Annotated in this window: 16 protein-coding genes, 1 pseudogene and 1 riboswitch; of the genes and pseudogenes, 8 read left to right on the top strand and 9 right to left on the bottom strand. The window is 65.2% G+C overall.

The features are described 5' to 3' along the window. The first annotated feature begins 16 nt into the window (after positions 1-16). Together ACXI0U_RS19200 and ACXI0U_RS19195 are read left to right on the top strand one after the other, a co-directional pair. Positions 17-631 carry an SOS response-associated peptidase gene (locus ACXI0U_RS19200; RefSeq protein WP_271658991.1) on the top strand — a complete coding sequence of 205 codons (615 nt, stop codon included), beginning with the start codon at positions 17-19 and terminating at the stop codon, positions 629-631. 509 nt (positions 632-1,140) lie between these two features. Then, positions 1,141-2,268, top strand: a complete 1,128-nt coding sequence (locus tag ACXI0U_RS19195) for an IS481 family transposase (protein ID WP_431483515.1) — start codon at positions 1,141-1,143, stop codon at positions 2,266-2,268. Between the two features lie 319 nt (positions 2,269-2,587). Here the strand turns inward: ACXI0U_RS19195 and ACXI0U_RS19190 are convergent, their stop codons facing one another. After that, entirely contained in the window at positions 2,588-3,430 is an 843-nt protein-coding gene (locus ACXI0U_RS19190) for a methyl-accepting chemotaxis protein (protein WP_371877108.1), read from the bottom strand. Between the two features lie 15 nt (positions 3,431-3,445). Continuing rightward, a pseudogene (locus ACXI0U_RS19185) lies at positions 3,446-3,646 on the bottom strand (HAMP domain-containing protein); the annotation flags it as partial. Positions 3,647-4,896: 1,250 nt separating this feature from the next. On the opposite strand from ACXI0U_RS19185, the gene ACXI0U_RS19180 reads away from it, so the two are divergent. Both ACXI0U_RS19180 and ACXI0U_RS19175 read left to right on the top strand, forming a co-directional pair. Next, positions 4,897-5,712: a M48 family metallopeptidase gene (locus ACXI0U_RS19180; RefSeq protein WP_271658989.1), complete on the top strand. Its 816-nt coding sequence runs from the start codon at positions 4,897-4,899 to the stop codon at positions 5,710-5,712. A gap of 77 nt (positions 5,713-5,789) precedes the next feature. Then, the gene (locus tag ACXI0U_RS19175; protein ID WP_431482680.1) at positions 5,790-6,773 is read left to right on the top strand and encodes an NAD-dependent epimerase/dehydratase family protein; all 984 of its coding nucleotides are present in this window, start codon (positions 5,790-5,792) and stop codon (positions 6,771-6,773) included. Between the two features lie 57 nt (positions 6,774-6,830). On the opposite strand, the gene ACXI0U_RS19170 is transcribed toward ACXI0U_RS19175, so the two are convergent. From ACXI0U_RS19170 to ACXI0U_RS19150, 5 genes are all read right to left on the bottom strand, one after another. After that, complete coding sequence (locus tag ACXI0U_RS19170) at positions 6,831-7,277, bottom strand: ketosteroid isomerase-related protein (protein ID WP_021222272.1); 447 nt, start codon at positions 7,275-7,277, stop codon at positions 6,831-6,833. Positions 7,278-7,389: 112 nt separating this feature from the next. Beyond that, entirely contained in the window at positions 7,390-7,968 is a 579-nt protein-coding gene (locus ACXI0U_RS19165) for a TMEM165/GDT1 family protein (RefSeq protein WP_031288843.1), read from the bottom strand. Between the two features lie 94 nt (positions 7,969-8,062). Then, positions 8,063-8,182, bottom strand: a riboswitch (yybP-ykoY riboswitch). A gap of 50 nt (positions 8,183-8,232) precedes the next feature. After that, a complete protein-coding gene (locus ACXI0U_RS19160) occupies positions 8,233-9,705 on the bottom strand; it encodes an amino acid permease (protein WP_431482679.1) in 1,473 nt (490 codons plus the stop codon). An 88-nt stretch (positions 9,706-9,793) separates the two neighbouring features. After that, complete coding sequence (locus ACXI0U_RS19155) at positions 9,794-10,789, bottom strand: class I SAM-dependent methyltransferase (protein ID WP_043246536.1); 996 nt, start codon at positions 10,787-10,789, stop codon at positions 9,794-9,796. A gap of 49 nt (positions 10,790-10,838) precedes the next feature. Next, positions 10,839-11,804: a 2-hydroxyacid dehydrogenase gene (locus tag ACXI0U_RS19150; protein WP_431482678.1), complete on the bottom strand. Its 966-nt coding sequence runs from the start codon at positions 11,802-11,804 to the stop codon at positions 10,839-10,841. Positions 11,805-11,883: 79 nt separating this feature from the next. Between ACXI0U_RS19150 and ACXI0U_RS19145 the strand changes: the two genes are divergently transcribed. Next, positions 11,884-12,513 carry a LysE family translocator gene (locus ACXI0U_RS19145; RefSeq protein ID WP_184487397.1) on the top strand — a complete coding sequence of 210 codons (630 nt, stop codon included), beginning with the start codon at positions 11,884-11,886 and terminating at the stop codon, positions 12,511-12,513. Between the two features lie 109 nt (positions 12,514-12,622). Here ACXI0U_RS19145 and ACXI0U_RS19140 read toward each other — a convergent pair whose 3' ends face one another. Beyond that, on the bottom strand, positions 12,623-13,405 hold the full coding sequence (locus ACXI0U_RS19140; RefSeq protein ID WP_431482677.1) for an AraC family transcriptional regulator: 783 nt from the start codon (positions 13,403-13,405) through the stop codon (positions 12,623-12,625). Positions 13,406-13,494: 89 nt separating this feature from the next. Here ACXI0U_RS19140 and ACXI0U_RS19135 point away from each other — a divergent pair, with 89 nt between their 5' ends. Then, complete coding sequence (locus ACXI0U_RS19135; RefSeq protein ID WP_431482676.1) at positions 13,495-14,679, top strand: MFS transporter; 1,185 nt, start codon at positions 13,495-13,497, stop codon at positions 14,677-14,679. 82 nt (positions 14,680-14,761) lie between these two features. Here ACXI0U_RS19135 and ACXI0U_RS19130 read toward each other — a convergent pair whose 3' ends face one another. Continuing rightward, on the bottom strand, positions 14,762-15,937 hold the full coding sequence (locus ACXI0U_RS19130) for a thiolase family protein (protein WP_431482675.1): 1,176 nt from the start codon (positions 15,935-15,937) through the stop codon (positions 14,762-14,764). Positions 15,938-16,118: 181 nt separating this feature from the next. Here ACXI0U_RS19130 and ACXI0U_RS19125 point away from each other — a divergent pair, with 181 nt between their 5' ends. Beyond that, complete coding sequence (locus tag ACXI0U_RS19125; protein ID WP_479550695.1) at positions 16,119-17,801, top strand: fatty acid--CoA ligase; 1,683 nt, start codon at positions 16,119-16,121, stop codon at positions 17,799-17,801. Positions 17,802-18,045: 244 nt separating this feature from the next. After that, positions 18,046-19,917 carry a DUF1302 domain-containing protein gene (locus ACXI0U_RS19120; RefSeq protein WP_031288845.1) on the top strand — a complete coding sequence of 624 codons (1,872 nt, stop codon included), beginning with the start codon at positions 18,046-18,048 and terminating at the stop codon, positions 19,915-19,917. Positions 19,918-19,922: the final 5 nt, after the last annotated feature.

Genomic DNA, 19,922 nt, shown 5'->3' with positions numbered 1-19,922 from the left:
CCGAGCCCTTTGCCTGATGTCTGGACGCTTCGCCCTGTTTCGCTGGTCGCCCGCATTCGCCGCGTTGCCCGGTTTCCCCGCCGAGCAGCAGCCGCACTGGAACCTGGCGCCTGGCGCACGGGTTTTGATGCTGCGCGGGCAAGCCGGCGAGCAGCGCCTGGACCTGGCCCGCTGGGGCCTTACCCCGGCCTGGCTCACCGACCTGTCGAAGACCCCGGCCCACGCCCGCGCCGAAACCCTGGTGGAGCAGCCGATGTTCCGCGACGCCTTCCGCCAGCGCCGTTGCCTGATTCCGGCCAACGGCTTCTACGAGTGGCGCGGGGTGCGCAAGCGGCCTTACTGGGTTAGCGGCGAAACGTCGCTGCTGCACTTCGCCGCACTCTGGGAGCCCTTTCCGGTGGGCGATGCCGAATACCTCAGCCTGGCGATGATCACCCGTCCCGCCGCAGACCTGCGTCGGCCGCTGGTGCTGGACGAAGCCGGCCAGCAGCTGTGGCTGGCGGCGGACAGTGATCCGGAAGAGCTGCGCGCGCTGCTCACCGCCGCCTCGCCACCGTTGCGCGAGCGGGCGCTGGCCACCCTGGTCAACGACCCCAAGCTGGATGGGCCGGAGTGCCTGACGCCGGCGTGATCGGATCTTCCCGGGCTGAAGCCCGGGCTACAGGACTCTTGTTGGGGCGAATTCATTGGCTCTGTCTGCGTTAGCTGTTGTGGTTTTAATGCAGGCGCTCAAGCACGGTGCTTTCCGGGCACCAAAGGATTTCTGCCACCTCCACCGCATGGGTTTCGCTTCGCTCTACACCATCCTACGAAGGCCCGTGCGCACCACGTGGTGATGCGCTGGGCGAAGAAAGTTGGAGCAGCCGCCAACGCCCCTCCAGGAGGCCGAACGCAGTCGTTGCGCCGGGGGACGAGCGGCATGGATGCCGCGAGAGGTGCGCCAGGCCATGGATGGCCCATCGCGCCGGCCCCCAGAGCAACGATGGAGTGAGGGAACCCGACGCAGTCGGGCCGGATGATGGGGCAAGCCCTTTTGGTTTCTTTTGGGGCGACTGCTGTATAGACCGAGGACATAGCTGACAGGTGTACGGAGACATGGTTGACACTTTCCGGCGAGCTGCCTTGCCGGGGATCCATACCATGCCTTGGAACACGAGAGACGCCATGAGCTTGAAAGAGGAATTCATTGCGTTGGCCTTACAGCCTGACAGCAACAGGCGAGAACTGTGCCGACGCTTCGGTATCAGCCCGCAAACGGCTTACAAGTGGCTTAAGCGATACGAACAGAGCGGGAGAGATGGCCTGCACGAGAAATCCCGCCGGCCGCTCAATAGCCCCAAGCGGACCCCTCCCGCGCTGGAAACGGAGGTGGTTGCGTTGCGTCAGGCGCATCCTGCGTGGGGCGGACGCAAGATCAGCTATGTCCTTAACTGCGGTATTGCCCCCAGCACTGTGACTAACGTCCTGCACCGCCATCTGCTGATCCTGCCGCCTGAAAAGGAAGCCAAGAAGCCCTGGCAGCGCTTCGAGCACGAGGCCCCCAATGACCTCTGGCAGATGGATTTCAAGGGCTACTTTCCGACCCAGCAAGGCCAGTGTCATCCGTTGACGGTTGTGGATGACCATTCCCGCTTCAACCTGGCGATCCAGGCCTGCGCCAATGAGCGCAAGGAAACGGTTCAGGAAAAGCTGAGCGAAGTCTTCCGCCGCTATGGTTTGCCTGCCCGAATCAACACCGATAACGGCTCCCCTTGGGGCTCGCCACGTAATCCGGGTGAACTATCCGAGCTGGGTGTTTGGCTGGTCCGGCTGGGCATTCGCCTGAGTTTCAGCCGGCCTTACCATCCACAAACCAATGGCAAAAACGAGCGCTTTCATCGCGCGCTCAAAGCTGAAGTACTCAAGGGAAAGCACTTTCACGACTTGATCGAAGCCCAGGCTGCTTTCGATCAATGGAGGGAGATCTACAACCTTCAACGGCCCCACGAAGCGCTGGGCTATCAGGTTCCCATGGAGCGATACCGCACAAGCCCCTGGCCATTTCCAGAAAAACTGGAGGACTTCGAATATGCCCCGGATGACGAAGTGACAAAGGTTTATCACAGCCGATTCCGCTTTAGAAAACACTACTTCCGCATCGCCAAGGGGCTTGCTGGGCACCTGATCGCTATACGTCCCAGGCCTGAAAGCGATGCGTTGTACGACGTGTACTTCTGCCATCAATTTCTACGAACTATCGACCTGAACAACCCTGACTACGGACCATAATGTGTCAACCATGTCCCCGCACATGTGTCCACCATGTCTCCGGTCTATACAGGGCGACTGCCAAAAGAGACTCGCCCGGGGGGGCGAAACCAAAAACATCACCAGGGCTGGGCAATCAGCTGGGCTCAAATCCTCTAGCAACACTTAACGCAGACATAGCCAATTCATTCGCCAGGCAGGCCGAAGGGCTGCTCAGCGGAGTCATGCGGGACAGGCGAATGGAAGGGGGCAACTGCGTTGCCCTGGGCGACTGAAGTCGCCCCTACAATCCATTCTCCCTGCGTCATTCCCGCGAGCGCGGGGCCCCGACTGAGTCGATCTACACCCTGAACTGATTGATCAACCGGCGCTGCTGCTCGGCCAGCTTGGTCAGCTCGGCGCTGGCCTGGGAGGCTTCGTCGGCGCCGCCGGCCACTTCATTGGCCACCTGGCCGATGTTGGTGACGTTGCGGTTGATGTCTTCGGCCACCGCGCTCTGCTCCTCGGCGGCGCTGGCGATCTGGGTGTTCATGTCGTTGATCACCGATACAGCCTGGGTGATGGATTCCAGCGCATGGGCCGCCTCGCTGGCGGACTGCACGCTGGTGTCGGTCTTGTCCTGGCTGTCCTGCATCACCTTGACCACGTCCCGCGTGCCCTGCTGCAGTTGCTGGATCATGGTCTGGATCTCTTCGGTGGCCTGCTGGGTCTTCTGCGCCAGGTTGCGCACCTCGTCCGCGACCACGGCGAATCCGCGCCCCTGTTCGCCGGCACGGGCAGCCTCGATGGCGGCGTTGAGCGCCAGCAGGTTGGTCTGCTCGGCGATGCCGCGGATGGCCACCAGGATGGCGTTGATGTTCTCGCTGTCCTTGGCCAGGTTCTGCACCACGCCCACGGCGCGGCTGATCTCGCCGGCCAGGGCGGTGATGGCCTCGGTGGTGCTCTGCACGATGCGCTTGCCGTGGTTGGCGGCCTGGTCGGCATGGCTGGCGGCCTCGGCGGCCAGGGTGGCGTTGCGCGCCACGTCCTGGGCTGTGGCGGTCATCTCGTGGACGGCGGTGGCCACCAGTTCGATCTCCGCCAGCTGCTTCTGCACGCCCTGGTTGGTGCGAATGGCGATGTCGGCGGTGTGCTCCGAGGAGTCGCTGACCTTCTGCACCGAGCTCACCACCTGGCTGATCATGGTCTGCAGCTTGGCGAGGAAGGTGTTGAAGCCGCTGGCGATGGAGCCCAGTTCGTCGGCGCGCTCGGAGTGCAGGCGACGGGTGAGGTCGCCTTCGCCCTGGGCGATGTCGTCGAGCATGGCCACCATCTGCCGCAGCGGGCTGGCGATGCCGAAGCCGACGAACCAGATCACCACCAGGCCGAGGGCGGCGATCAGCAGGCCGACCACCGACATGCCGAAGATGTCCTCGTCACGCTGGGTGGAAAGGTCGGCTTCCAGCTTGTGCAGGTCCGCCATCACGGTGTCCAGCGGCATGTTCAGGCTTAGGGTCCAGGTGGCGTCGGTGCCCGCGACCTTGAAGGGGACCAGCAGCAGGATGCGGCCGCTGTCGCGATCGACGCGGTAGACGGGCTGGTCGCCCTGCAGGGACTTGAGGCTCTCGGCCACGGCGCTGCCCAGCACGCGGTCGGCCGGTTCGCTGTTCTTGCTGGCATCGGCGGTGTAGGCCACCAGGCGCTTGTTGCTGGAGAGCAGGGCCATCTCGCCCACGCCGCCGTAGAGCTTCTGGTTGGCGCTGGTGAGCAGTTGCTGGATGAAGTCGAGGGAGAGGTCGGCGCCGGCGATGCCGCGGAATTGGCCCTTGACCATGATCGGCGCGTTGAAGGACGCCAGCATCACCATCTTCCCGCCCATCTCGTAGGGCGCCGGGTCGACCACGCAGGGGCGCTTGGTGTCGCGCGGGCACAGGTAGTATTCGCCCTCGCGTACGCCGGTGGGCAACACCTTGGTGCTTTCCAGGGTGTCCCCCATGGGCTCCATCACCAGCTTGCCGGCGGCGTCGCGGTACCACCAGGGCATGAAACGGCCGCCCTCGTTCTGCCCGGGCTGGCCGATGGAAGCGGCGTCTTCGCCGAAGGCGTTGGGTTCCCAGCCGATATAGGCATCCAGCAGCTTGGGGTTGTTGGCGAGGATGTGGTGCAACAGGTTGATCATCTCCTTGCGGCTGCTTTCCATCGCCACGGCGCCGTTCTCGTCGGTCTCGCCGGCCAGGGCGTTGGTCTGCGCCAGGCTGCTGGCCACGGTCATCGGGTAGGCCAGTTCGCGCTGGATGTCCGAGACCTGGGAGGCGGCGAGGCTGAGCAGGCGCTCGCTGATGATCTGCTCGAGCAGCGCCTGGGTTCGTGTCTGTACCAGCTCCTGGGTCCGGGCGCCGGCGAACAGCGCGTAGAGGACGAGGGCCACCACCACGGCGAGCACGCTGGCACCGGCCAGCGTCGCGACCGAAAACTGGATCGATCTGAATTTCATGGGAACTCCCGGGGTCTCAGGTACAGCCTTGGTCCATGACATATCGGCCGACAGTCGGCGAAGCATGAGCCTGCTTCACAAGAAAAGAACGCAAGTCGCTGGATGGCAAGGCCTGCGGTTGCTCCGGGGTGTGGCGCAGGCATAGAGTACGGCGCAGTTTTCACAGGAGAGTCACAGTGACGAAGTCTCACATCCTCGGCAGCCTCGCGCTGTCCCTGCTGCTGGCCGGATGCCAGGCAGTGAATACCACCAGCGGCGGCGCAGTCGGCGTCGAGCGCAAGCAGTACATGTTCAGCATGCTGTCCGAACAGCAGGTGAACCAGATGTACGCCCAGTCCTACCAGCAGACCCTGTCCGAGGCGTCGCAGCAGGGTGTGCTGGACAAGAACAGTGCCGACGCCAAGCGCGTCTCGGCCATCGCCAAGCGGCTGATCGCCCAGACCACGGTGTTCCGCCCCGATGCCGGCAGTTGGGCCTGGGAAGCCAACGTGATCGACAGCGAAGAGCTCAACGCCAACTGCGGCCCGGGCGGCAAGATCATCGTCTACAGCGGCCTGATCGATCAGCTCAAGCTCACCGACGACGAACTGGCGGCGGTGATGGGCCACGAGATCGCCCACGCCCTGCGCGAGCACGGCCGTGAAGCCATGTCCAAGGCCTATGGCGTGCAGATGGCCACCCAGCTCGGTTCCCTGCTGGGGGCCGGCGACCAGAGCCTGCAGATGGCCAACCAGGGTGTCGAATACCTGATGACCCTGCCCAACAGCCGCGGCAACGAGAACGAGGCGGACCTGATCGGCCTCGAGCTGTCCGCCCGGGCCGGCTACAACCCCAACGCCGCCATCACCCTGTGGCAGAAGATGAGCAAGGCCAGCGAAGGCGCGCCGCCGGAATTCATGAGCACCCACCCGTCTTCCAGCTCGCGTATCTCGTCCCTCCAGGCGGCCATTCCCAAGGTCATGCCGTTCTATCAGCAAGCCAAGGGCAAGTGAGGCCGGCGGCCTTGTAAAGGCCGTCCTAGGCGGCTCGCCGCCTGCATGACGCAGGCGGCGTGTACTGGAGGTCTCCCGTGAAGATCGCAGTCCTTGGCGCCACCGGCCTGCTGGGCCATCACACCGCTCGCGCCATCCGTGCGGCGGGCCACGAGCTGGTGCTGATCCATCACCCCGACTCGCGCATCGAGCGCCTGGGCTACCTCGACCCGGAGCTGCGTTCCGCCGCGCTGTTCGACCACCCGCAACTGAGCCGCGCCCTGGCCGACCTGGACGGCGTGGTGTTCTGCCCCGACGACGCACCCGCCCGGCACCGGCGCTGGCAGGATGCCGTGGCCAGCGCCCTCGACGAAACCAACCATTTCTACGCCGACTGTCTCTCGGCCCATGTGCCGCGCATCCTCCATGTCGGTGCATCGGTCGCGTTGCCGCGCCATCCCGACGGTGAGCCGGGGCACGAGGGGTTGTTCTACGACGAGATGCCGCGCTGGAAGAACCCCTACCTGCTGTGCAAATGGGCGCTGGACCGACAGGCCCGCGAGCAGGCCCGTGCGGGCTTGCCGGTGGTGATCGGCATTCCCGGCATGGCCCTGGGCGAGTTCGATGCCGGCCCTTCCAGCGGGCGCCTGATCACGGCCATCGCCAGTGGCGCCATGAGCCGCTACGTGGAGGGGCAGCGCAATGTCATCGATGCCGGCGAGGCCGGGCGTGGGCTGTTGCTGGCCCTGGAGAAGGGCCGTGTCGGTGAGCGCTACCTGATCACCGGGGCCAACATCGAAATGGCCGAGCTGACCGCGCACATCGCCCGGCTGCTGGAGGTGGCTGCGCCCACGCCAATGCCACTGGCGGTGGCCCGGGGCATGGCGGCCCTGCAGCGCCTGCGCCAGCGCATGAGCGGCGAGGCGCCGAAAATCGACCCGACCAGCATCGCCGCCATGGCGGGCGGGCAGTTTCTCGATGGCGCCAAGGCTGCAGCCGAGCTGGGCTTCCGGGCGGAGGTGGCGCTGGACGACACCCTGCGCCGGGCCATCCGCTGGTTCGGTGAGAACGGGTATCTCTGAGGAAGGGCTCGTCAGGTGCGTCTCGGGCTGAAGCCCGGGCTACCCGTGGAGGGCTGATCAGGGCAGGGCTTTTTCCGCATAGGCGCGGTTGCTCAGGCCGAGCTGGGCGCGGAAGCTTTCCATGTCGAACATGGTGCAGATCTCCTGCACTTCGCCCCGGCTGTTGAAGGTCCAGAAGGCCATGGCGGAGATGCTGAGGATGCGGTCGCTGGGCGGGTAGCCGAGGGCCGGCTTGTGGATGCTGCCGATCAGGGTGCACCAGGTGAAGACATGGGCTTCCTCGGCGATGCATTCCTCCACCACCACTTCCAGGTCGGGCATGGCGTCGCGGATCTTCAGCACCATCTCGCGGTAGCCCTCGCCGTCCAGCGGGCCCGGCATGAACGAGCTCTTGTAGAGGAAGTCCTTGCTCTGCAACTGCTCGGCGAGCGCCACGCGCCCCTTGTTCCAGGACAGGTCGATATGCTGGCGCGCCACGCGCTTGCGGTCGTCGGTCGACGTCATCTGCTTTCCTCCTCCCTGGTCGGGCCGGCAGTAGGGCGAGGAATCTACCAGTTGGCGCGGCGCTGCCATTGGCCGAAACGCCAGCGAACTGGCGTCAGGCCGGTGACGCGGTTCAGGCCGCGCCGAGGGTGAGCGCCTTGTACACGGCGTAGATGGCCAGGGCAGCGAAGGCCAGGGCGGCGAGGCGGCGGATCAGGGTCAGCGGCAGCTTGTCGGCGGCGAAGTTGCCGGCCAGCACCACCGGCACGTTGGCCAGCAGCATGCCCAGGGTGGTGCCCGCGACCACGAGGATGAAATGCGGGTACTGAGCGGCCAGCATCACGGTCGCGACCTGGGTCTTGTCACCCATCTCGGCGAGGAAGAAGGCGATCAGGGTGGTGAGGAAGGGGCCGTATTTCTTCAGCCCGGACTCCTCGTCGTCGTCCAGCTTGTCGGGCACCAGGGTCCACAGCGCCACGGCCACGAAGGAGGCGGCGAGGATCCAGCTCAGGGTGGCGGCGGAGAAGAAGCTGGCGACCCAGTTGCCCACGGCGCCGGCGGCGAAGTGGTTGGCCAGGGTGGCGGCGACGATGCCCCAGATGATCGGCCAGGGTTTGCGGAAGCGCGCGGCCAGGAGCAGGGCGAGCAATTGAGTCTTATCGCCGATTTCCGCCAGGGCAACGATCAGTGTGGGGACGAACAGGGATTCCAGCATCAGGGTTCCTACGGGGGCGGGTTCGACTAATCACCATGACACGTACAGCCTGCCCGCCCCGGGCCAGGTTGTTCGTGTCATAGGTCTTGTCAAACCGCTGGCCTGTCTAGGCAGGCTTGGGTCGCACGCGCCATGGTCTGTGGACCAAGTATGTTGACGCGTGCCTGGCGAGCAGGGCGCTCGCGGGAGACTACTCCCCTAGGACGGGGCGCATTTTGCACAAGGCGGGCGTGCCGGGCAAGCCCGCCGTTGCGCTGTTCGTCAGCTGTCGGTGGCGCGCACGTCCATCTCGGCGTAGCGCACGGTGCGGCTGCCGTTCTTCAGGCGGTAGCCGAACCAGATGGCGAGGAACAGCGGCAGGCTGATGTAGGTGGCAGCCAGCCCGGCCCAGTCGATGTGCTCGCCCACCAGGGCCTCGTAGTTCTGCCCGAGGGTGATCACCAGGCACAGGGCGAAGGCGAACAGCGGGCCGAAGGGGAACAGCTTGGCGCGGTAGGGCAGGTCTTCCAGGCGCCCGCCCTGGAGCAGGTAGCCCTTGCGGAAGCGGTAGTGGGAGATGGCGATGCCCAGCCAGGCGATGAAGCCGCACATGCCCGAGGTGTTGAGCAGCCAGGTGTAGAGGGTCGACTCGCCGAAGGCCGCGGTGAAGAAGCACAGCGCGCCCACCAGGGTGGTGGCGTAGAGGGCGTTGCGCGGCACGCCGCTGGCGGAAACGCGGGCGAACAGGCGTGGCGCCTTGCCCTGGGTGGCGAGGGTGTAGAGCATGCGCGTGGAGGCGTACATCCCCGAGTTGCCGGCCGAGAGGATGGCCGTGAGGATCACCGCGTTCATCACCCCGGCGGCGGCGGCGAAGCCGGCGCGCTCGAACAGCAGGGTGAAGGGCGAGACGCTGATGTCGCTGGCGTCGTTCTGCAGCAGGCTCGGGTCGGTGTAGGGGATCAGCATGCCGATCACGAAGATCGCCAGGACGTAGAACATCAGGATGCGCCAGAACACCTGGCGGATGGCGATGGGGATGTTCTTGCGCGGGTTCTCCGACTCGCCGGCGGCGATGCCGATCAGCTCGGTGCCCTGGAAGGAGAAGCCGGCGATCATCGCCACCCCGACCATGGCCTGCAGGCCACCGACGAAGGGCGCGTCACCCTGGGTGAAGTGGCTGAAACCGGGGGATTCCATGCCGCTCATCACGCCCAAGATGGTGGCCAGGCCGATGATGATGAAGATCACCACCGTCACCACCTTGATCAGTGCGAACCAGAACTCGCTCTCGCCGAAGCCTTTCACCGAGATGACGTTGAGCAGGAACATCAGCGCCAGGAACAGTGCGCTCCAGTAGATGCCCGGCGTGTCGGGGAACCAGAAGCTCATGATCAGCTGCGCTGCCACCAGCTCGGCGGCGATGGTCACCGCCCAGTTGTACCAATAGTTCCAGCCCAGGGCGAAGCCGAAGCCATCGTCGACGAAACGGCTGCCATAGGTGCTGAACGAGCCGGAAACCGGCATGTGTGCGGCCATCTCGCCGAGGCTGGTCATGAGGAAGTAGACCATCACGCCGATCAGCGCGTAGGCCAGCAGGGCACCGCCCGGGCCGGCTGTGGCCACGGTGGCGCCGGAAGCGACGAACAGGCCGGTACCGATGGAGCCGCCGATGGCGATCATGTTCAGGTGGCGGGGCTTCAGCGAACGGTGCAGGCCGCTGCTGGCGGTGGGGGCGGCAGTGTCGAGGTCAGTCAAGAAAAACTCCAGGTGCCCGGTGCTTCGCCGGGCGTGTTGCGGCTATCAGGTGCCGCTCGAGTATGGATGGTGCGCGGGTGCCCGCCTGTCAGCGGCGGGCGCTGTAGATGCGGAAACCCTCCCCTTCGGCCAGGGTGCGGCAACCGCCGAGCGCCTGTTCGATCAGGGGTTGGTATTTGAGGAAGCTGTTGGCCACCAGGCGCAGTTCGCCGCCCACCAGCAGGTGGCGCACGGCCTCGCGCAGCAGCGTTTCGCTGGCCTGGTAGTCGGTGTGCACGCCCTGGTGGAAGGGTGGGTTGCTGACGATGGCCGAGAGCAGCTTGGGCGCGGCGTGGATGCCGTCACCGGCGATCACGTCGGCCTCTAGCCCGTTGGCGGCCAGGGTCAGCCGGCTGGCGGCGATGGCGAAGGCGTCGACATCCAGCATCACCAGCTGGCTCTGTGGATAACGTCGCTTGAGCGCCGCACCGAGCACCCCAGCGCCGCAGCCGAAATCCAGCACCTTGCCGGTGGGCAGCTTGGCCAGGTTGTCCAGCAGCAGGGCGCTGCCGCGATCCAGGCGGCCGTGGCTGAACACGCCGGGCAGGCTCACCACCTGCAGCGGGCCGTCGGCCAGGTCGAGGCTGTAGCGCTGGGCCAGGGCTTCGAGGTCCGGCACCGCCGGCGCCTGGTCCACCTGCACCTGCCAGAGCTGGCAGTGGCGGGCGCTGTCGAGCTTGCGAGGTTTGCCGAAGGGCTCCAGCTGGCGGGCGGCACGTTCGATGCCCGCGCGCTTCTCGCCTACCAGGTACAGCGGCTTGCCGGGCAGGCGCGCGGCCAGGGCGGTGAGCAGGTAGTCGGTCAGCTCGCGGGATTTGGGCAGGAACAGCACGGCGGCTTCGAAGGGGGCTTCGGGCGCGTTGACGCTGAATTCGCAGCGCCCGGGGAAGCGCGCTTCCAGGGCGTTCTGCTCGCCGATGTGCCAGGTCCAGCCGCGTGCCTGGGGCAGTTCGCCCAGCAGGTCGTCGGCGGGAAGGCCCGCCAGAAGCAGCGGGCCAAGGAACAGGTCGGCCTGTCGGAGCAGTACTTCGCTGCGCGGGTCCATTGGGTAGATCCTGATAAAAACCGCGAATTTTATCAGAATCTTTTAGGCCTTAGCTGACCGTGCGGCGAGGCGTTCCCTTCAGCCAGGCATCCAGGTTCTCCGCCATCTGCACGACGATGCGCTGCCGCGCCTCACAGCTGCCCCAGGCGTTGTGCGGGGTGACGATCAGCCGCGGGATGTCCACGGCCAGCAGCGGGTTGCCGTCCTTCGGCGGCTCCTGGGTCAGCACATCGGTGGCGGCACCACCCAGGTGGCCGCTGCGCAGCGCGTCGGCCAGGGCGTGTTCGTTGACCAGGCCGCCACGCGCGGTGTTGACCAGGAAGGCGCCGGGCTTCATCAGCGCCAGTTGCTCGGCGTCGATCAGGTTGCGGGTGTGCTCGTTGAGCGGGCAGTGCAGGGTCAGGGCGTCCACCTGGGGCAGCAGTGCAGCCAGGGGCAGGCGGTCTTCGCGAGGCGGCCGGCCGGGCAGGGCACCGAGCAGCACGCGCATGCCGAAGGCTTCGGCCAGGCGTGCCACGGCGCTGCCCAGTTCGCCATGGCCGAGCAGGCCGAGGGTCTTGCCCTCCAGTTCGACGATGGGGAAGTCCAGCAGGCAGAACTGGGTCGCCTTCTGCCAGTGGTCGTGGCGCACGGCTTCGCGGTAGTCGACGAAGCGGGTGGCCAGGTTGAGCAGCAGCATCAGGGTGTGCTGGGCCACGGACGGGGTGCCGTAGCCCTGGCAGTTGCACACGGTGATGCCACGGGCGCGGGCGGCGGCGAGGTCGATGTTGTTGGTGCCGGTGGCGCTGACCAGGATCAGCTTCAGCTCCGGCAGCTCGGCGATGGCGGCGGCATCGATGGTCACCTTGTTGCTGATGGCGACCTGGGCGCCGTGCAGGCGCTCGACGACATCCTTGTGGCTGGTCTGGTCGTGCAGCTGCAGGTCGGCGAAGTGCTGGCGCAGTGGCGCGAGGTCGAGATCGCCGAGGTCGAGGGAAGCGTGGTCGAGGAAGACCGCGCGGAGGCTGTTGGTCATCAGCTGTACCTTTTTCCGAAGCAGAGGTAGGCGTAAGGTTGCCAGCCTATCAGAGCCTTTCCCATTATTCGGAGGTCCCATGTACTGGGCGGAATTCCTCACCGTTGCCTTGATCCACCTGCTGGCCGTGGCCAGCCCCGGTCCGGATTTCGCCATCGTCGTGCGCGAAAGCGTTGCCCACGGGCGCCGCGCCGGCACCTGGACGGCCATAGGCGTGGGCACCGGCATTTTCGTCCACGTGGCCTATTCGCTGCTGGGCATCGGCTTGATCGTTTCCCAGTCCATCGTCGCCTTCAATGCCCTGAAGTGGCTGGCGGCGGCCTACCTGCTGTACATCGGCATCAAGGCACTGCGTGCCAAGCCGGCGGACCCGGTCGCCACCGAGGCCGACCTCACCACCGCCGAGCGCAGCCCGCGCGGGGCCTTCGTCACCGGCTTCATCACCAATGGCCTGAACCCCAAGGCGACGCTGTTCTTCCTCTCGCTGTTCACCGTGGTCATCAACCCGCACACACCGCTGACCATCCAGGCCGGCTACGGCCTCTACCTGGCTTGTGCCACGGCGATCTGGTTCTGCCTGGTGGCTTTGCTGTTCAGCCAGCAACGGGTGCGCAGCGGCTTTGCCCGCATGGGCCACTGGTTCGACCGGCTGATGGGCGCGGTGCTGGTGGGGCTGGGGGTCAAGCTGGCGTTCACTTCGATGAAGTAAGGGAGCGCGCTCCGATCACCGCAATGCACGGCGCACGTATTCGTAGGATGGGTAGAGCTCCGCGAAACCCATCACCGCGATCCGCACTGAACCCTCCGAAGTCCAGGCCTCACTCCTTCTCCAGCGTCGCCAGCAACCCCAGGCTGGCGACGTATTCCCTCGGGTTTTCCCCCAGCAGGCGGCGGAACATGGCGCTGAAGGCGCGGCCGCTGCCGTAGCCCAGGTCGCTGGCGACCTTCTGCACGCTGTGCCCGGCCAGCAGGCGCGGCAGGGCCTCGGTGAGGCGCAGCTGCTGGCGCCAGTCGTTGAAGTTCATGCCCAGCTCCTGGGCGAACAGGCGGGACAGGGTGCGGGTGCTGGCGCCCACCTGCAGGCTCCAGTCGTCGAGGGTACGGCTGCTGTCCGGCGTCTCCAGCAGGGCCAGGCAGATGGCCTGCAGGCGGCGGTCGCGGGGCATCGGCAGGTGCAGCGGCATGCGCTCCAGGGCGGCGATCTCGTGGAGGATCAGGCGTTGCACCAGGGTGCGGTGCTCGTCGTCGGCGTCGCGTGCCTCCAGCTCCACCAGGCGCAGGATCAGCTCGCGCAACAGCGGCGGCACCGCCAGCACGCAGCAGGTATCCAGCGCTGGCGGCGCGGCCTCGGCGGCGATGAACAGGGTGCGCATCTGCACCTTTCCGGACATGAATATCTGGTGCTCGATACCCGGTGGGATCCACACCGCGCGGGTCGGCGGAATGACCCAGGCGCCGGCTTCGGTGACCAGGCGCATCAGCCCCTGGGCGGCATAGAGGAACTGCGCCTGGTTGTGCAGGTGCAGGTCGACATGGGCGTTGTCGGGATAGTCCAGGGCAACGGCGCCGATCCGGCCCAGCGGTAGGTGGTCGATGAACATGGCTGATCCGATGATCTTTTTGGCAGAAAGCTGCCGGTCGGCCAACCTAGCATGGCGGTCCACAACAACCAAACAGCAGCGAAACTGCCATGAACCGACCGCGCACCGTCATCCGCTTCATCAACGCCGCCCACATCATCGACCACATGTTCATGCTCATCTTCCCCGCCGCCGTGCTGGGCATGACCGCCACCTTCGGGCTGTCCTATGCCGAGCTGATCGGCCTGTCCCTGGGCGGCTTCATCGCCTTCGGGGCCTGCTCGCTACCGGCCGGCTGGCTGGGGGACAAATGGAGCCGCCGGCAGATGATGCTGGCGTTCTTCATCGGCATCGGTGCCGCCGCCATCTTCACCGGGCTGAGCAACAGCACGCCGATGCTGGTGCTGGGGCTGACGCTGGTGGGTGTGTTCGCCGCCATCTATCACCCGGTGGGTACGGCGATGCTGGTGGCCCATGCGGAGAACCGCGGCCGCGAGATCGGCATCAATGGCATGTGGGGCAACCTGGGCGTGGCCTTCTCCGCGCTGCTGACGGGCTTTCTCACCGCCCATTTCGGCTGGCGCGCGGCCTTCATCCTGCCCGGGGCGCTGTCCGTGGCCATCGGCGTCTGGTTCGCCTTCTGCGTGCGGGATGAGGCAGCCCCCGTCGCGGCCGCCGGGGCGAAGCGCGGTGCCGGTACGGGGCAGGTGTCGATGCGCCTGGTGTTCGGCGTGCTGGCGCTGGTGACCGCCACCGGCGGGGTGATCTTCAACGCTTCGACCATGACCTACCCGAAGCTGTTCCAGGAGCGTCTGGTGGAGCTGTTCTCGTCGCCCGAGAGCCTGGGCATCGTGGTCAGCATCGCCTATGCCTTCGGCGCCGTGGCGCAGCTGTTGATGGGACGGGTGCTGGACCGTTGCAGCCTGAAACTGCCCTTCGTGGTGATGACCCTGTGCCAGGGGCCGTTGCTGGTGGCGATGGCCTACGCCGACGGCTGGATGGTGATCGCCCTGGGCGCCGCCTTCATGTTCGCGGTGTTCGGCCAGGTGACGGTGAATGACGCGATGGTGGCCAACTTCGTGGCGCCGCAATGGCAGGCGCGGGTCTTCGCCCTGCGCTACTTCCTGTCCTTCGGCGCCAGTGCAGCGGCCATCCCGATGATCGCCTTCATCGAACCGCGCCAGGGGTTGGTGGGGCTGTACCTCGTGCTGGCGGGCTTCGGCGTGGCAACCTTCGTCGCGGCGCTGGTGTTCCCGAAGACGCCGGCCCATGCGCCGAAGGCGGTACCCGTCTGAGCGTGCCGACATGAAGGCTGAATGAAAAAGGGGCTCCCGGACCAGCGTCCGGGAGCCCCTTTGCGTTTCCCGAGAAGGCGCTTTACAGCAGCTCGACCGCCACGGCCGTGGCTTCGCCGCCGCCGATGCACAGCGAGGCGACGCCGCGCTTGCCGCCCTTGTTACGCAGGGCGTTGATCAGGGTGAGGATGATGCGCGAGCCGGTGGAGCCGACCGGGTGGCCCTGGGCGCAGGCGCCGCCGTAGACGTTGACCTTGGCGTGGTCCAGGCCGTGTTCACGCATGGCGAGCATGGTGACCATGGCGAAGGCTTCGTTGATTTCGAACAGGTCCACATCGTCCTTGTTCCAGCCAGTCTTCTTGAACAGGTTGGTCATGGCGCCGATGGGGGCGAGGGTGAATTCGCTCGGGTCCTGGCTCTGGGTGGCGTGGGCGACGATCTTGGCCAGGGGCTTGAGGCCGCGGCGCTGGGCTTCCTCGGCGGTCATCAGCACCAGGGCACTGGCGCCGTCGGAGATGGAGCTGGCGTTGGCGGCGGTGATGGTGCCGTCCTTGCGGAAGGCCGGGCGCAGGCCGGGGATCTTGTCGAGGTTGGCGGTCAGCGGCTGCTCATCGTCCTTCACCAGGATCTCACCCTTGCGGGTGGTGACGGTGATCGGCACGATCTCGGCGGCCAGGGAGCCGTCGGCGATGGCGGCCTGGGCACGCTTGAGGGATTCGATGGCGTAGGCGTCCATCTCCTCGCGGGTGACCTGGTAGGTGTCGGCGGTCTCCTGGGCGAAGGAGCCCATCAGGCGGCCAGTGCGAGCGTCTTCGAGGCCGTCGAGGAACATGTGGTCCTTGATCTCGCCGTGGCCCATGCGCAGGCCGGTGCGGGCCTTCTCCAGCACGTAGGGCGCGTTGGACATACTCTCCATGCCGCCGGCGACCATCACGCTGTTACTGCCGGCCTTGAGCAGGTCGTGGGCCAGCATCACGGCCTTCATCCCGGAGCCGCACAGCTTGTTGATGGTGGTGCAGCCGGTGGCGGCGGGCAGGCCGGCGTTCAGCGAGGCTTGGCGGGCCGGGCCCTGCTTGAGACCGGCGGGCAGTACGCAGCCCATGATCACTTCCTGCACGTCCGTGGCGTCGATGCCGGCACGGGCCACCGCTTCGCGGATCGCCGCCGCGCCCAGGTCCACGGCGGAAACGCCGGAAAGGCTACCCTGGAAACCGCCCATCGGGGTGCGGGCGCCGCTGACGATTACGATCTCAGACATCTTGTTCCTACCTCTTCGGGTGATGGGCCGAGACTGGCCGATGGGGCGGATTCTATCTCGTGACCGAAAGTGGCCAAAGGGTCACGTGCAAATCATTCTTTTGACTGATTTATGCCTGGACGCAGGGCCCTAGAGTGCGGAGAAATCAATAACTACATCCCTCGCGCGCAGGTGCATTTCCATGGTGCAGACCCGAGTCATCAAACCGGCCGACAACGCCTACCAGTACCCCTTGCTGATCAAAGGCCTGCTGCTCTCCGGCAGCCGCTACGAGAAGACCCGGGAAATCGTCTACCGCGATCTGGTGCGCTACAACTACGCCACCTTCAACGAGCGCGTCGCGCGCCTGGCCAACCTGCTGACCGATGCCGGCGTAAAGGCGGGTGACACCGTGGCGGTGATGGATTGGGACAGCCACCGTTACCTGGAATGCATGTTCGCCATCCCGATGATCGGCGCGGTGCTGCACACCATCAACATCCGCCTCTCGCCGGACCAGATCCTCTACACCATGAACCACGCCGAGGACCGCTTCGTGCTGGTCAACAGCGAGTTCGTGCCGATCTACAAGGCCATCGAGGGCCAGCTGACCACGGTCGAGAAGACCCTTCTGCTGACCGACGCCGCCGACAAGAGCGCCGACCTGCCGAACCTCGTCGGCGAATACGAAACCCTGATGGCCGCCGCCTCCACCCGCTACGACTTCCCCGACTTCGACGAGAACTCCCTCGCCACCACCTTCTATACGACCGGCACCACCGGCAACCCCAAGGGCGTGTACTTCACCCACCGCCAGCTGGTGCTGCACACCATGGCCATGGCCAGCATGATGGGCTCGGTGCACAGCCCCAGCCTGATGGCCAACGACGACGTGTACATGCCCATCACCCCGATGTTCCACGTGCATGCCTGGGGCGTGCCTTACGTGGCCACCATGCTGGGGGTCAAGCAGGTCTACCCCGGGCGTTACGATCCGGAACTGCTGGTGGAGCTGTGGCGTCGCGAGAAGGTCACCTTCTCCCACTGCGTGCCGACCATCCTGCAGATGGTGATGAACGCCAAGGCCGCCCAGGGCGTGGATTTCAACGGCTGGAAGCTGATCATCGGCGGCAGTTCGCTGAACCGCTCGCTGTACGACGCCGCCAAGGCACGTGGCATCCATCTGACGGCGGCCTACGGCATGTCAGAGACCTGCCCGATGATTTCCTGCGCGCACATGAACGACGAGCTGCTGGCCGGCAGCGAAGACGAGCGCACCACCTACCGCATCAAGGCCGGCGTGCCGGTGCCCCTGGTGGATGCGGCGATCATCGACGCCGAGGGCAAGTTCCTGCCGGCGGATGGCGAGTCCCAGGGCGAGCTGGTGCTGCGTTCGCCCTGGCTGACCCAGGGTTACTTCCGCGAACCGGAGAAGAGCCAGGAGCTGTGGGAGGGTGGCTGGCTGCACACCGGCGACGTCGCCACCATCGACGGCATGGGCTTCATCGATATCCGCGACCGCATCAAGGACGTGATCAAGACCGGCGGCGAGTGGATCTCCTCCCTGGAGCTGGAGGACCTGGTCAGCCGCCACCCGGCGGTGCGCGAAGTGGCGGTGGTCGGGGTGCCCGATCCGCAGTGGGGGGAGCGGCCTTTCGCCCTGCTGGTGCTGCGTGACGGGCAGGCCCTGGATGCCAAGACGCTGAAGGAGCACCTCAAGCCTTTCGTAGAGCAAGGTCACATCAATAAGTGGGCTATTCCCAGCCAGATCGCCGTTGTTACTGAAATTCCCAAGACCAGCGTCGGCAAGCTGGACAAGAAACGCATCCGCGTCGATATCGCCCAGTGGCAGGCCACGGGCAGCACCTTCCTCTCCGCTCTCTGAGCCGCTTTAGGCCGGGTCCCGCAAGGCCCGGCCTGTCTACCAAGCAAACGCTTGGCTTGTTATTTGCTGGCTCCGCGCCAGCTCACCCCGGCTTTACCAATCGCCAGATCGGGCTAGTCTGCAAACCTGCGAGCCAGAGTGCTCGCCGGACTGCAAATCACACTTTAGAGGGATCAAGCACTACTACCTCCTGGCTATAGTCCGCACCAATCCATAACAAAAAAACACACATGGAGTAGCGTCGATGACAACAAGAAAACCGTTCTGGCGCCTGGCACGACTGCCACTGGCCGTCAGCCTCGCATCCACTCTCGCCGCCCCGGCATTCGGCGTAACGTTCAATATCGGCGAGATCGAGGGGCAGTTCGATTCCTCGTTGTCGGTCGGTGCAAGCTGGTCCATGCGCGGTGCAGACAAGGACCTGATCGGTGTGAACAACGGCGGTGATGGCCTGTCGCAGACCTCTGATGACTCCCACCTGAACTTCAAGAAGGGCGAAACCTTCTCGAAGATCTTCAAGGGCATCCATGACCTCGAGCTGAAGTACGGTGATACCGGCGTCTTCGTCCGTGGCAAGTACTGGTACGACTTCGAGCTGAAAGACGAAAGCCGCCTGTTCAAGGACATCGACGATCACAACCGCAAGGAAGGCGCTCAGTCCTCCGGTGCGCAAATTCTCGACGCCTTCGTCTACCACAACTACGCCATTGCAGACATGCCCGGCTCGGTGCGTCTCGGCAAACAGGTCGTTAGCTGGGGTGAGAGCACCTTCATTCAGAACGGCATCAACGCGATCAACCCGATCGACGTCTCCGCCTTCCGTCGCCCCGGCGCGGAGGTGAAGGAGGGCCTGATCCCGGTCAACATGTTCTACGTGTCGCAGAGCCTGACGGACAATCTTTCAGCCGAAGCCTTCTATCAGTTGGAGTGGGACCAGACTGTCACTGACAACTGCGGCACCTTCTTCGCACAGCCAGACATCGTTGCCGATGGCTGTGATGGAAACCTCCGTGTACTGAGAAGTGCCGCTTCCCTCGGGCCGGCACTGGCTGCTCTAACTGGTCGTGGAATCGATGTGAACCAAGAGGGCGTGCTGGTGCGCCGTGGTGGGGATCGTGATGCTCGAGACGGCGGCCAATGGGGGACCGCGCTGCGTTACTTCTTCGAACCGCTGGACACCGAGTTCGGTGCTTATTTCATCAATTACCACAGCCGTACGCCGATCTTCAGTGGCTCGGCACCGTCGCAAGCCGTGTTTATCGACTCTGCTGGCCTGGGCGCTCTGGCCCCCCTCGCCGTTGCTGGGCGGTCGAACTACTTCATGGAATATCCTGAGGATATCCGCCTCTACGGGCTGAGCTTCTCTACCACGCTGCCCACCGGCACCGCTTGGAGTGGTGAGGTGAGCTACCGTCCCAACGCGCCGGTTCAACTGAACTCCACCGATATCCTGTTCGCAGGTGTGGGCCCGCTGGCCGCGCTCAACCCGGCTTTCGCTGCCTACGGCAACGCTTCGGTTCTGGATGGTGTGCCTGGTCAGGATCTCCACGGCTATCGCCGCAAGGAAATCACCCAGTTCCAAACCACCTTCACTCACTTCTTCGACCAGGTCATGGGCGCAAGTCGTCTGACGCTGGTGGGTGAAGTTGGCGTGGTTCATACCGGCGGACTGGAAAGCACAAGTGAGGCCCGCTATGGCCGTGATCCGATCTATGGTCCCGGCCCATTGCCGGCTACTGGTCCTGTGAATACCTGCGTTGCTCTTAATACCAGTACGTTGGGAAGCGCTACCGCAGAGAACGTCAGCCGATACTGCGAAAACGACGGCTTCACCACCAGCACTGCCTGGGGCTATCGCGCTCGCGCTATCTGGGACTACAACGATGCAATTGCGGGTGTGAACCTGAAGCCGAGCATCGCTTGGTCCCATGACGTCAATGGTTACGGTCCCAACGGCTTGTTCACCGAAGGCGCCAAGGCCATCAGCCTGGGCCTGGATGCCGAGTACCAGAACACCTACACCGCCAGCCTGTCCTACACCGATTTCTTCGGTGGCGACTACAACACCCTGATCGATCGCGACTTCCTCGCGCTCAGCTTTGGCGTGAACTTCTAAGCGGC

The organism is Pseudomonas sp. C9D1, assembly GCF_056491235.1.
This window is presented reverse-complemented; position numbering and strand designations above follow the sequence as displayed.